Below are 12,657 nucleotides of genomic sequence, written 5' to 3' on the forward strand. Positions count from 1 at the left end.
CGGATCCGCAGAACCGGGGCGACACGCCGCGTCCAGGCTGCGTGAGCACGGCGTGTCGCGGAGGAATTGCGGATCCGCGAAGGGTCAGCGGGGGGTGAGGTCGGGCTCGCGCTCGATCGGCTCCGTCGGGAGGGCGGCGGGGGCGCCGTCCTTCACGTGCCGGCGGACGGGCATCCGCGGGCGGACCGGCTCGCCGCGGCGGTCCTGGCCGGGGATCGGGCGGGAGCGGCGGCCGTAGATCAGCTGCGAGGAGTCGAGCAGCCACGGCACGAGCGCCAGGGTCACGCCGTGCACGAGCATCAGCTTCTGCCGGATCCGCCGCGCCTTGTGGTTGTGCAGCAGCTGCTCCCACCAGTGCCCGACGACGTAGACGGGCGTGTAGATCGTCACGACCTCCGAGCCGTGGGTCGCGCGGTGCGCCTTCACGTACTTGATGAGCGGCACGGAGATGTCGCGGTAGGGGGAGGGGACGACGGTCAGCGGCACCGAGATGTTCATCAGCGCCCACTCGTCCTCGAGCTTCTTCGTCGCCGCGTCGTCGATCGAGACGTGCACGGCCTCGAGCGAGTCGTGCTTCGCGGCGATCGCGTAGTCGAGCGCCTTCAGCGCGGGCTTCTGCATCCGGCCGACCAGCACGATCGCGTGGTCGCCCTTCGCGCCGAAGGTCGTGTGCGGGTCGACCTCGATCTCCTTCTCGACGTCGCGGTAGTACCGGTTCACGCCGAGCATCAGGAACCAGAGGATCGGCATGATCACGAAGACCAGCCATGCGCCGTGGGTGAACTTCGTGATCGTGACGATCACGAGCACCGTCGCGGTCATCGTCGCGCCGACGAGGTTGATGACGAGGCTGCGAACCGTGCCGGCCCGGCCGGGGGCGCCGCGGCGCAGCAGCCGGATCCAGTGCCGCACCATCCCCGTCTGCCCGAGGGTGAACGAGACGAAGACGCCGATGATGTACAGCTGGATCAGGTTCGTGACGCTCGCCTGGTAGACGAGCAGCAGCAGCCCGGCGACCAGCGACAGCACGATGACGCCGTTGCTGAAGATGAGGCGGTCGCCGCGGGTCGACAGCGACTTCGGCGCGTAGCCGTCCCGCGCGAGCACGCTGCCGAGCAGCGGGAAGCCGTTGAAGGCGGTGTTCGCGGCGAGCAGCAGGACGAGGGCCGTCGCCGCCTGCACGAGGTAGAAGAGGGGCGACGTCGCGCCGAAGGTGGCGCCGGCGACCTGCGCCATCAGGCTCGGCTGCGGCGAGCTCGCGCAGGCCTCGAGGCCGATCAGCGAGCAGGGGTCCTCCGCGTAGTGCACCCGCGCGATGAGCGCGACGGCGAGGAGGCCGACGAACAGGCAGATCGCGATGAGCCCCATCGCGGTCAGGGTCTTCTGCGCGTTCCGCACCTTCGGGCGGCGGAAGGCGGGCACGCCGTTCGCGATCGCCTCGACGCCGGTGAGCGCCGAGCAGCCGCTGGCGAACGCCCGCAGCACGAGCAGCACGAGCCCCGCCTGCGTCACCTGGTCCGCCTGCACGGAGTAGGCGGCGCTCTCCGCGACCGGCGGCTGCCCGAGCGCCGTGCGGACGAGCGCCACGACGACCATGAGCGCGACGCCCGCGATGAAGACGTAGGTGGGCAGCGCGAACGCCTTGCTCGACTCCCGCACCCCGCGCAGGTTCACGCCCGCCAGCAGCACCACGATCGCGAGCGCCATCTCCACCCGCACGCCCGCGAGCTGCGGCAGCGCCGAGATGATGTTGTCGACGCCGGAGGCGACGGACACCGACACGGTGAGGATGTAGTCGACGAGGAGCGCGGAGGCGACGACCAGCGCGGGCCGCTCGCCGAGGTTCTTCTGCGCGACCTCGTAGTCGCCGCCGCCGGAGGGGTACGCCTTGATCAGCTGGCGGTAGGACAGCACGACGACCGCGAGCAGCAGCACGACGACCGCCGCCACCCAGGGGGCGAATGCGAGGAACGCGGTGCCGCCGAGCAGCAGGATCAGCAACAGCTCCTGCGGCGCGTAGGCGACCGAGGAGAGCGGGTCCGAGGCGAAGATCGGCAGCGCGAGGTGCTTCGGGAGCAGCTGGTCGTCCAGCTTGTGCGACGGCAGCTTTTCGCCCAGGATCAGGCGTTTCATGCCGCGGCCGTCGTCCTCGGGCGCCGAAGTCACGAGTCGGCAGAGTACTCGGAGCGCCGGGCGTGTCAAACGGGTCCGTCCCCGCGGTGCACGGCGCGCCGCAGCGCCCCTCCTTGACCGATCGGTCAGCGATAATCGGGGCGTGCAGCTCTTCGCCGCCTTCAGCCTCCGCAACCGGGCGCTGATCGCGCTGATCACCGTGGTCGCCGCGTTCTTCGGCGTGCTCGCCACGACGGGCCTGCGGCAGGAGCTGATCCCCTCGATCACGCTGCCTCAGCTGGCCGTCGTGTCCACCTACCGGGGCGCGTCCCCGGAGATCGTGAGCGAGCGGGTCAGCCGCCCGATCGAGCAGGCCGTGCGCGGCATCCGCGGCGTCGAGGACACCTCCTCGACCTCGAGCACCGGCAGCTCGACGGTGAGCATCGGGTTCGCCTACGGGACGGACCTCGACAACGCCGAGCAGAAGATCAGCGCCGCGATCAACGGCCTCTCCTCCTCGCTGCCGGACGGCGTCGAGCCGCAGGTCGTGGCCGGCAGCCTCGACGACCTGCCGATCGTCGCGCTGTCGGTGACCGGCGACGCCTCCACCACCGAGCTCGCGCGCAGCGTGAACGACTCCGTGCTGCCGAAGATCGAGAAGCTCGACGGGGTCCGCGCCGCGACCCTCGCGGGCGAGCCCGGCGACCGCATCACGATCACCCCGAAGGACGCGCTCGAGGACCACGGCCTGCAGCCCACGGTGCTCTCCGACACGCTCCGCGCCTCCGGGGCGCTCGTGCCGGGCGGCACCGTCACGCAGGACGGCCGCACGCGGTCCATCGAGATCGGCTCGGAGCTCGGCTCCGTCGCCGACATCCGCGCCCTGCCCCTCTCCGGCGTGACGCAGCAGCAGTGGAACGCGCGGAGCCTCGCGACCGGGAAGAGCACGCTGAACCGGCCGCCGCGGATCAGCGACGTCGCGACGGTGGCGGAGGGCAAGGACCCCGTCACCACGGTCGCCCTCGTGAACGGCAAGCCGGCGCTCACGATCTCCGTCACGAAGCTGCCGGACGCGAACACGGTGCAGGTGTCGCGGGAGGTGGGCGACCTGCTGCCGAGCCTGCGGTCGGCACTCGGGTCGGGCGGCGCCTTCACGCCCGTCTTCGACCAGGCGCCGTTCATCACGCAGTCGATCGACTCGCTGCTGCAGGAGGGCGGGCTCGGCCTCCTCTTCGCGGTCGTCGTGATCCTGCTGTTCCTGCTCAGCATCCGCGCGACGCTGGTCACCGCGATCAGCATCCCGACCTCCGTGCTCATCACGCTCATCGGGATGCAGGCGGCCGGCTACTCGCTGAACATCCTCACGCTCGGCGCCATCACGATCGCGGTCGGCCGCGTCGTCGACGACTCGATCGTCGTCACCGAGAACATCGCGCGGCACTTCCGGGAGGACTTCCCCGGCTTCGCGAACGACCGCGAGGACCGGCGGCGGATCACGCCGGACGCGCGGCGGAAGAGCGTGTTCGAGGCGGTCAGGGAGGTCGCCGGCGCGGTCACCGCCTCCACCGCCACGACCGTCGCCGTCTTCCTGCCGATCGCCTTCGTCGGCGACACCGCGGGCGAGCTGTTCCGGCCCTTCGCCGTCACGGTGACGATCGCGCTCGCCGCCAGCCTCTTCGTCGCGCTGACGATCGTGCCGGTGCTCGCCTACTGGTTCCTCCGGCCCGGGCGCAGCCGGCGCGAGTCCGCGAAGCGCCTCCCGCCGCTGCAGCGCGGCTACCGCCCGATCCTCTCAGGCACCCTCGCGCACCCGTGGATCACGGTGCTCGTCGCGGTGCTCGTGCTCGGCGGCACCGTGGCGCTCGTGCCGCGGCTGCAGACGAACTACCTCGGCTCGACCGGGCAGAACACGCTCAGCGTCACGCAGACCGTCGCGGACGGCACGAGCCTCGACGACCAGACCGACGAGGCCCGTCGGGTCGACCGCACGCTGCGGGGCATCGACGGCGTCGCGATCGTCAGCGCCTCGATCGGCACGAGCGGCAACGCGGCCCGCGACGCCTTCGTCGGCGGCGCCGGGTCGCAGATCACCTACAACGTGACCACGGCCGAGGACGTCGACCAGGACGCCCTGCAGAAGACGATCCGCACGCGGCTCGGCGGCTCGGAGGGCGAGTTCCAGATCGGCTCCGGCCAGGGCTTCGGCGCCTCCAGCGACATCGAGGTCGACATCACGGCGGGGAACACGGACGCGCTGCAGACCGCGGCGGACCGGATCCTCGAGCGGGTGCGGAGCCTCGACTCCGTCGCGCAGGCGACCAGCAACCTGTCCGCCACGTCGCAGTACCTCGCGGTCCGGATCGACGCGGAGAAGGCCGCGAAGGCGGGGCTGACGGAGGCCGCGCTCGCGCAGCTCGTCGCCGGGCGCACGCAGCCGACCGACATCGGCTCGATCACCGTGGGCGACGACAGCATCACCGTCTACCTGCAGCAGCAGGACCGGCCGGCGACGCTGCAGGACCTGAAGGACCTCGAGGTCCGCACGGCGACCGGCACGAAGCGGCTGTCCTCGCTCGCGACGGTCGCGCTCGACCGGGAGCCCGCGACGGTCACGAGCACCGACGGCGCCCGCAGCGCCACGGTCACCGCGACCCCCGCCGGCACGAACACGGGTGCCGCGATCGCCGAGGTGCAGCGGGCGGTCGACGGCCTGCGCCTGCCCGCGGGCGCCTCCGCGACCATCGGCGGCCTCGCGTCGGACCAGACGAACGCGTTCTCGCAGCTGTTCCTCGCGCTGCTCGCCGCGATCCTGATCGTCTACACGATCATGGTCGCGACGTTCCGCAGCCTGCGGCAGCCGCTCGAGCTGCTCGTCTCCGTGCCGTTCGCGGCGACCGGCGCGATCCTGCTGCAGCTCGTCTCCGGCATCCCGCTCGGCGTCGCGTCCGTGATCGGCCTGATCATGCTCGTCGGCGTCGTGGTGACGAACGCGATCGTGCTCATCGACCTCGTGCGGCAGTACCGGGAGAAGGGCGAGTCCGTGCGCGACGCGGTGCTCGACGGCGCGAGCCGGCGCCTCCGCCCGATCCTCATGACCGCGCTCGCGACGATCTTCGCCCTCGTCCCGCTGGCCTCCGGGCTCACCGGGCACGGCGGGTTCATCTCGCAGCCGCTCGCGATCGTGGTGATCGGCGGCCTCGTGTCCTCCACGGTGCTGACGCTGATCGTGCTGCCGACGCTCTACTACCTGATCGAGGGCCGGCGGGAGCGCCGCGACGCCCGCCGGGCCCGCCGCGGGAAGCCGGCGAAGGCCGCCCGCGCCGCCGCCTCCGCCTCCTAGCCGCCGCGCCGTCGCCCGACCGGGGAGCGATCGAGCAGGACGAGGACGCTCCAGCAGGACCTCAGGGGCTGTCTGGTCCTGCTCGAGCGAGGAGGTCCTGCTCGATCGCTCGGCGAGGGCGCCCCCACGCGACGTGGAGGCGGCATGCCGAGCGCTCGCAGGGGCCGTCCATACGGTCGAGGGATGTCCAGACCGCCCCGCGCGACCCTGACCCGCTCCGTGGCCCCGGGGGTGCACCGCCTCGCCCACGCGGAGGTGAGCGCGTACCTGATCGAGGACGGCGACGCGGTGACGCTCGTCGACGCCGGGCTGCCGCGGATGTGGCAGCCGCTGCAGCGGGCGCTCGCCGCGATCGGCCGCCGACCGGCCGACGTGCGGGCGCTCGTGCTGACCCACGCCCACTTCGACCACGTCGGCGTCGCGCGGCGGGTGCAGGAGGAGTGGGGCGTCCCGGTGCTCGGCCACCCGCTCGAGCACCACCTCGCCGCCCACCCGTACGACTACGCGCACGAGGATCCGCGCCTGCCCTACCCGCTCACGCATCCGGCGGGCCTGCCGCTGCTCGGCTCGATGCTGCTCGCCGGCGCGCTCGCGGTGCCCGGCGTCGAGGGGGTGCGGTCGATCGCGCCGGGCGACGTGCTCGACGTGCCGGGCTCCCCGGTCGTCGTCTTCAGCCCCGGCCACACCTGGGGGCACTGCGCCCTCCACCTGCCGGACCGCGACGCCCTGATCACGGGCGACGCGCTCGTGACCCTCGACCCGTACAACGCCCGCACGGGCCCGCGGGTCGTGGCGGGCGCCGCGACGGCGGACATCCCGCTCGCGCTCGCCTCCCTCGACGCCCTCGCGGCCACCGGCGCCGGGGTGCTGCTGCCGGGCCACGGCGACCCGTGGCGAGGCGGCGCCGTCGCGGCCGTGGAGGCCGCGAGGACCGCGGGCCGCCCGGACTGATCCCCGGCGGTACCATGGAGGGTCGGCCCGGACCGTTCTCGTGGAGTCCATCGGCCGTCCGCGCGTCGCATCCGACGCGCTCCATCGGCCGGCTGCGGACGCACGACGCGCGCAGCGCCCAGATCGAACGGATCCTCCGCATGCCCGCACGCCCCAGGAACAACCGCACGCCCGACGGCGCCAAGCGCCGCTGGACCCCGGAGGAGCGCGCCACGCGCTCGTCCGCCCGCGGCGGAGCCGCGCCCGCCCGCTCGGGCGGCGCGCGAGCCGACCGCCGCTCCGAGCGCTTCGGCGCCGAGGAGGCGCGGGAGGGCGGCCGCCAGAAGCGCGGGATCGACTGGTACCCCGGCCCGCGGAACGGCAAGCCGGCCGGCGACCGGCGCTTCGACCGCCCCGAGCGCGGCGGTCGGCCCGAGCGCGGTGAGCGGAGCGACCGCGGCGACCGGTACGACCGCGCGGATCGCCAGGACCGCGCCGACCGGCAGGACCGCGGCTTCCGCCCCGACCGCGACTCCCGTCCGGACCGCCAGGACCGCGGCTTCCGCTCGGACCGCGCAGGCGCCGGGCGTCCGACCCGCGACGACCGAGGCGGACGCCCCGCCCGCAGCCCCCGCGACGAGCGGCCGGCTCGCGAGGACCGCTTCGAGCGACCGCGCCGCGCCGACCGGCAGGAGCGTCCGCAGCGCCGTGACGACCGCTTCGAGCGGCCGGATCGCGAGGACCGCTTCGAGCGTCCGCAGCGCCGCGACGACCGGTTCGAGCGTCCGCAGCGCGGCGATCGGCCCGACCGGCCGCGCCGTGAAGACCGCGACGGCCGGTTCGAGCGCGGCCAGGCGCAGCGCGGCCGCGACGACCGCGCCCCGCGCTTCGAGGCCCCGGAGGACGTCGTGCTCGACCGCCTCCAGGGCGAGGTCGTGACGGCGGAGCAGGTCGCCGGCCGCACCTTCGCCGACCTCGGCCTCGGCGAGCGGATCACCGAGGCGCTCGCGGAGCTCGGCGCCACCGAGCCGTTCCCGATCCAGGCCGCGACGATCCCCGCGGCGCTCCGCGGGCGCAACGTGCTCGGCCGCGGGCGGACCGGCTCCGGCAAGACCATCGCGTTCGGCGCGGCCCTCGTCGAGCGCCTGCTCCGCAACTGGGCCGAGTCCGGCCGCACCGGCACGGGCCGCCGCCAGGGCCGCCCGCCGCGCGCGCTCGTGCTCGCGCCGACCCGGGAGCTCGCGCTGCAGATCGACCGGACGGTGCAGCCCATCGCCCGGGCGGTCGGCCTCTACACGACGCAGATCGTCGGCGGCGTGCCGCAGGGTCGCCAGGTCGGCGCGCTCGCGAAGGGCGTCGACATCGTGATCGGCACCCCCGGCCGCATCGAGGACCTGCTCGAGCAGGGCCGCCTCGACCTGTCGGCCGTGGAGATCTCGGTGCTCGACGAGGCGGACCACATGGCGGACCTCGGCTTCCTCGAGCCGATGCAGCGCCTCCTGCGCCGGGTGCCCGCCGGCGGCCAGCGCCTGCTGTTCTCGGCGACGCTCGACGCCGCCGTCTCGCAGCTCGTCGACGAGTTCCTCCCGGACCCCGACGTGCACGAGGTCGCGGACCCGGAGGGCTCGACGACGGCCGACCACCGCGTGCTCGTGATCGAGCAGGGGGAGAAGGTGCCGGTGCTGACCGCGCTGCTCGCCTCCGTCGACCGCTCGCTCGTCTTCGCGCGGACCCGCGCCTTCGCGGAGGAGCTCGCGGACGAGCTCGACGCGCAGGGCGTGCGGACCGAGAGCCTGCACGGCGACCTGAACCAGGGCCGCCGCACCCGGAACCTCGCCCGCTTCAGCGAGGGGAAGGTGTCCGCGCTCGTCGCGACCGACGTGGCCGCGCGCGGCATCCACGTCGACGACGTGCGCCTCGTCGTGCACGCCGACTCCGCGGAGGACTACAAGACGTACCTGCACCGGTCGGGCCGCACCGGCCGGGCCGGCGCCTCCGGCACGGTCGTCACCCTCATCACCGCGCGCCGTCGTCGCCGCTTCACCGAGCTGCTCGAGCGCGCCGGCATCGAGGCGGCGTTCGTCGTGCTGAAGCCGGGCGACGACCCGGTGACCGCGATCGGCGGCGACCGGTGAGCGGGGAGAGCGCGCTCGCCGTCGCCGACTGGCGGCAGCGCACCCACGACCTCTACGCGGAGGTGCGCGCCGAGTACGCGCGCGACCGCGCCCTCGCGCACCGCACGTGGGTGGCCGGCCGCGACGCGCTGTTCCGCCACCACCCCGCGACCGCGCTGCTGCCGGAGGACCGGGACGGGTTCACCGGCCTCGACGTCCCCGCCTACGACCCGGACTGGGCGTTCGAGGCGGAGCTCGAGGACGCGGAGCCCGCGCACCTCGACGTGCCGACCGGCACCGACGGCGTCGTGCCGTTCGACCGGGTCGGCGTCGTCCGGCTCGACGGCGTCGGCTCGCTCGACGTCTGGTGGCTCGGCTCCTACGGCGGCGGGTTCTTCGTGCCCGTCAAGGACGCGTCCGCGGGTCGCCCCGGCGGCACGTACGGCGGCGGCCGCTACCTGCTCGACACGGTGAAGGGCGCCGACCTCGGTCGCGTCGGGTCGCGGTTCGTCCTCGACCTCAACTTCGCGTACAACCCCTCCTGCGCCTACGACCCGGAGTGGGCGTGCCCGCTCGCCCCGGCCGGCAACACCCTCCGCGTCCCGGTCCCGGCGGGCGAGCGCACCTTCCACGACGAGCCCTGACTTCCCTTTTGAAGGAGTTCTCGTCCGCGATCGGCGAGAACTCCTTCGAAACGGAAGCGGGGTGTGGCGGGAGGAGCGGGGATGTCCGAGGGAACGACTAGCCTCCCCGCCGTGACCGACGTGCTGCCCTCGCCCGCGGGCACGAGCAGCGCGCTCGAGGTCCTCCACCGCGTCTTCGGCTACGAGTCGTTCCGCGGCCGGCAGCAGGAAGTCGTCGACGCGGTCGTGGCGGGCGGCGACGCCGTCGTGCTCATGCCGACCGGCGCGGGCAAGTCGCTCTGCTACCAGGTGCCCGCCCTCGTGCGCCGCGGCGTGGGGCTCGTCGTCTCCCCGCTCATCGCGCTCATGCACGACCAGGTCGACGCCCTGCGCGCGGTCGGCGTGCGGGCGGAGTTCCTGAACTCGACCCAGAGCCCGGACGAGCGCGCCGAGGTCGAGCGCGCGCTGCTCGCGGGCGACGTCGACCTCGTCTACATCGCGCCGGAGCGCCTGTCCGGCGGCTCGGTGCGGTCGCTGCTCGACCGCGTGGCCGCCGGGCCGGGCATCTCGGTCTTCGCGATCGACGAGGCCCACTGCGTCTCCCAGTGGGGCCACGACTTCCGGCCCGACTACCTGGCGCTCGCGGACCTCGTCGGGCGCTGGCAGGGGGTGCCGACGATGGCGCTCACGGCGACGGCCACCGAGGCGACCCACCGCGAGCTGACCGCCCGCCTCCACCTCGAGGGCGCGACCCACGTCGTCGCCAGCTTCGACCGGCCCAACATCCAGTACCGGATCGTGCCGAAGGACGACCCGAAGCAGCAGCTGCTGAAGCTGATCCGGGAGGAGCACCGCGGCGACGCCGGAATCGTCTACGCGCTGTCGCGCAACTCGGTCGAGCAGACCGCGACCTGGCTCGCCGAGCACGGCGTCGACGCGATCCCGTACCACGCGGGCCTCGACCCGCGGATCCGGGCCGCCAACCAGTCGCGGTTCCTCCGCGACGACGGCGTGGTCGTCGTCGCGACGATCGCGTTCGGCATGGGCATCGACAAGCCCGACGTGCGCTTCGTCGCGCACATCGACGTGCCGAAGTCGGTGGAGGGCTACTACCAGGAGACGGGTCGCGCGGGCCGCGACGGCCTGCCCTCGACCGCCTGGCTCGCCTACGGCCTGCAGGACGTCGTGCAGCAGCGCCGCTTCATCGACCAGAGCGTCGGCGACGCCGCCCACAAGCGGAAGCAGTCGGCGAACCTCGACGCGATGCTCGCGCTCTGCGAGACCGTCGGCTGCCGGCGCCGGATGCTCCTGGCGTACTTCGGCCAGCCGACCGACCAGGACTGCGGCAACTGCGACACCTGCCTCAACCCGGTCGAGACCTGGGACGGGCTCGTGCCCGCGCAGAAGCTGCTGTCCACGATCGTGCGGCTGCAGCGGGAGCGGAACCAGCGGTTCGGCGCCGGGCAGATCGTCGACATCCTCCGCGGCAAGCGCACGCCGCGCGTCGAGCAGCACCGGCACGACGAGCTCAGCGTGTTCGGCATCGGCGCGGACCTCTCCGACCGCGCGTGGCGCAGCGTCCTCCGCCAGCTCATCGCCCAGGAGGTCGCGCAGGTCGCCGACGACTACGGCACCCTCGGGCTGGGCCCGCTCGGGCCGGCCGTGCTGAAGGGGGAGCACCCGGTCCGGCTGCGGCACGACCTCGAGCGGTCGTCGTCGGGCGCCGGCTCGAAGCGGGCGACGCCGGTCGCCGCGGACCTCGACGCGGGTGCGCGCGAGCTGTTCGAGGAGCTGCGCGCCTGGCGGGCGGACCAGGCGAAGGAGCAGGGCGTGCCCGCCTACGTCGTGTTCGGCGACGCGACCCTCCGCGCGCTCGCGACCGAGCGGCCGCAGACGGAGACCGCGCTCTCGGGCATCAGCGGCATCGGCGCGGCGAAGCTCGAGCGCTACGGCGAGGACGTGCTGGCCATACTGGCGAAGTGACCGAGTTCTGCACGTCCCGCGTCCTGCTCCGGCACTGGCGGGAGGAGGACAAGGCGCCGTTCGCCGCGATGGGCGCCGACCCGCGCGTCATGGAGCACTTCCCCGCACAGCTGACGCGCACCGAGTCCGACGGCATGGTCGACCGCGTCGGCGCCGACCTGGAGCGCCGCGGCTGGGGCCTGTGGGCGGTGGAGGAGCTCGGGTCGCCGGGCTTCCTCGGCTTCGTCGGCCTGAACGTGCCGGGCTTCGACGCGCACTTCACGCCCGCCGTGGAGATCGGGTGGCGCCTCGCGACGCAGGCCTGGGGCCGCGGGATCGCGAGCGAGGCCGCCCGCGGCGTGCTGGCCTTCGCCTTCGAGGACCTGGGCCTCGACGAGGTCGTCTCCTTCACCGCGACGACGAACGAGCGCTCGCAGGCGGTGATGCGCCGCATCGGCATGACCCGCGACCCCGCGGAGGACTTCGACCACCCGAACCTGGCCGAGGGCAGCCGCCTCCGCCGCCACGTCCTCTACCGCCTCCGCAACCCCGCCGCCTGACCGCCCCGAGCGATCGCGGGGTCCGGGGTGGTCTCGAGGCTCGCTGCGCTCGCACCTCGACCGGCGGGGAGGCCGTCCGCGGTGGTTGAGCCGGGCGCTCCGCGCCCGTGTCGAGACCATGCCGAGCGATCGCCGGGGTGTGGTCTCGAGGCTCGCTGCGCTCGCACCTCGACCAGCGGGGCCGTTCCTCAGTCGCGGATGGCGTCGAGCTCCGCGATCGCGTCCGCGTCGAGGGTGAAGTCGACGTCCGCGTTCTCGCGGATGCGCTCCGGCGTCACCGACTTCGGCAGCGGGAGCACGTCCTTCTCGAGCAGGTAGCGGATCGCGACCTGCGCGGGCGTGCGGCCGACGCGCTTCGCGATGTCGTCGAGCGCGCCGCCCTCGAGCAGCTGCCCGGTCGCGAGCGGCGAGTAGCCCTCGACGAGCACCCCGCGCTGCTGGCACCACGCGGTCACGTCGTCCTGCGTGCTGCCGACGAACCAGCGGATCTGGTTCGCGTGCGGCACCACGTCGGTCGCGGCGGTCAGGTGCTCGAGGTCCTCGACGGAGAAGTTCGAGACGCCGATGGAGCGGGCGCGACCGTCGCCGTACAGCTCCTCGAAGACCTTCCAGACCTCGATGTTGCTCTCGCGGTGGTCGGTGCCGATCGCGTTCCACGGCCAGGGCGCGTGGATCAGGTAGAGGTCGACGACGCCGAGGTCGAGGCTCCGCTGCGACTTCTCGAACGCCCGGCGCGCGCCGTCGGCGTCCTTGATCTCGGCCGGCAGCTTCGTGGTGATGAAGACCGTGTCGCGGTCGACGCCGCTGTCGCGGACCGCGCGGCCGACGCTCTCCTCGTTGCCGTAGGCGAGCGCGGTGTCGATGTGCCGGTAGCCGGCGTCGAGGGCGGTGCGCACGGAGTCGTAGGCCTCGGGCCCGTCGGGGATCTGCCAGGTGCCGAACCCGATCTTCGGGATGGCGACGTCGCCGGCGATGGTGAAGGTGTCGGTCAGAGCGGACATGCCGCCGACGCTACG

Annotated in this window: 8 protein-coding genes; 6 read left to right on the forward strand and 2 right to left on the reverse strand. The window is 73.6% G+C overall.

All coding sequences use genetic code 11. The features are described from left to right. Nucleotides 1-84 precede the first annotated feature (84 nt). Nucleotides 85-2,133 (reverse strand): APC family permease, encoded by a 2,049-nt coding sequence (locus D1781_RS01690; RefSeq protein WP_119480551.1) that lies wholly within the window; start codon nucleotides 2,131-2,133, stop codon nucleotides 85-87. Between the two features lie 142 nt (nucleotides 2,134-2,275). Between D1781_RS01690 and D1781_RS01695 the strand changes: the two genes are divergently transcribed. The 6 genes from D1781_RS01695 (at nucleotide 2,276) to D1781_RS01720 (ending at nucleotide 11,641) form a co-directional block, all read left to right on the forward strand. After that, on the forward strand, nucleotides 2,276-5,452 hold the full coding sequence (locus tag D1781_RS01695; protein ID WP_158589957.1) for an efflux RND transporter permease subunit: 3,177 nt from the start codon (nucleotides 2,276-2,278) through the stop codon (nucleotides 5,450-5,452). Between the two features lie 183 nt (nucleotides 5,453-5,635). Next, nucleotides 5,636-6,403: an MBL fold metallo-hydrolase gene (locus D1781_RS01700; protein ID WP_119480553.1), complete on the forward strand. Its 768-nt coding sequence runs from the start codon at nucleotides 5,636-5,638 to the stop codon at nucleotides 6,401-6,403. Nucleotides 6,404-6,543: 140 nt separating this feature from the next. Continuing rightward, nucleotides 6,544-8,517: a DEAD/DEAH box helicase gene (locus D1781_RS01705; RefSeq protein WP_119481675.1), complete on the forward strand. Its 1,974-nt coding sequence runs from the start codon at nucleotides 6,544-6,546 to the stop codon at nucleotides 8,515-8,517. Continuing rightward, entirely contained in the window at nucleotides 8,514-9,140 is a 627-nt protein-coding gene (locus D1781_RS01710; protein WP_119480554.1) for a DUF1684 domain-containing protein, read from the forward strand. Before D1781_RS01705 ends, D1781_RS01710 begins: the two co-directional genes overlap by 4 nt. A gap of 81 nt (nucleotides 9,141-9,221) precedes the next feature. Then, the gene (gene recQ / locus D1781_RS01715; RefSeq protein ID WP_119480555.1) at nucleotides 9,222-11,102 is read left to right on the forward strand and encodes a DNA helicase RecQ; all 1,881 of its coding nucleotides are present in this window, start codon (nucleotides 9,222-9,224) and stop codon (nucleotides 11,100-11,102) included. After that, nucleotides 11,099-11,641, forward strand: coding sequence for a GNAT family N-acetyltransferase (locus tag D1781_RS01720; protein WP_119480556.1), 543 nt, complete (start codon nucleotides 11,099-11,101; stop codon nucleotides 11,639-11,641). Before recQ ends, D1781_RS01720 begins: the two co-directional genes overlap by 4 nt. A gap of 188 nt (nucleotides 11,642-11,829) precedes the next feature. On the opposite strand, the gene D1781_RS01725 is transcribed toward D1781_RS01720, so the two are convergent. Next, the gene (locus tag D1781_RS01725; protein ID WP_119480557.1) at nucleotides 11,830-12,642 is read right to left on the reverse strand and encodes an aldo/keto reductase; all 813 of its coding nucleotides are present in this window, start codon (nucleotides 12,640-12,642) and stop codon (nucleotides 11,830-11,832) included. Nucleotides 12,643-12,657: the final 15 nt, after the last annotated feature.

This window comes from Amnibacterium setariae (genome assembly GCF_003581425.1).
Classification (GTDB): domain Bacteria; phylum Actinomycetota; class Actinomycetes; order Actinomycetales; family Microbacteriaceae; genus Amnibacterium; species Amnibacterium setariae.

What these genes read in the sequence shown, in the direction of transcription:
- D1781_RS01705 (WP_119481675.1), top strand. Translation starts at nt 6,544, where the DNA reads ATGCCCGCACGCCCCAGGAACAACCGCACGCCCGACGGCGCCAAGCGC.
- D1781_RS01690 (WP_119480551.1), bottom strand. Translation starts at nt 2,133, where the DNA reads ATGAAACGCCTGATCCTGGGCGAAAAGCTGCCGTCGCACAAGCTGGAC.
- D1781_RS01725 (WP_119480557.1), bottom strand. Translation starts at nt 12,642, where the DNA reads ATGTCCGCTCTGACCGACACCTTCACCATCGCCGGCGACGTCGCCATC.
- D1781_RS01700 (WP_119480553.1), top strand. Translation starts at nt 5,636, where the DNA reads ATGTCCAGACCGCCCCGCGCGACCCTGACCCGCTCCGTGGCCCCGGGG.
- recQ (WP_119480555.1), top strand. Translation starts at nt 9,222, where the DNA reads ATGTCCGAGGGAACGACTAGCCTCCCCGCCGTGACCGACGTGCTGCCC.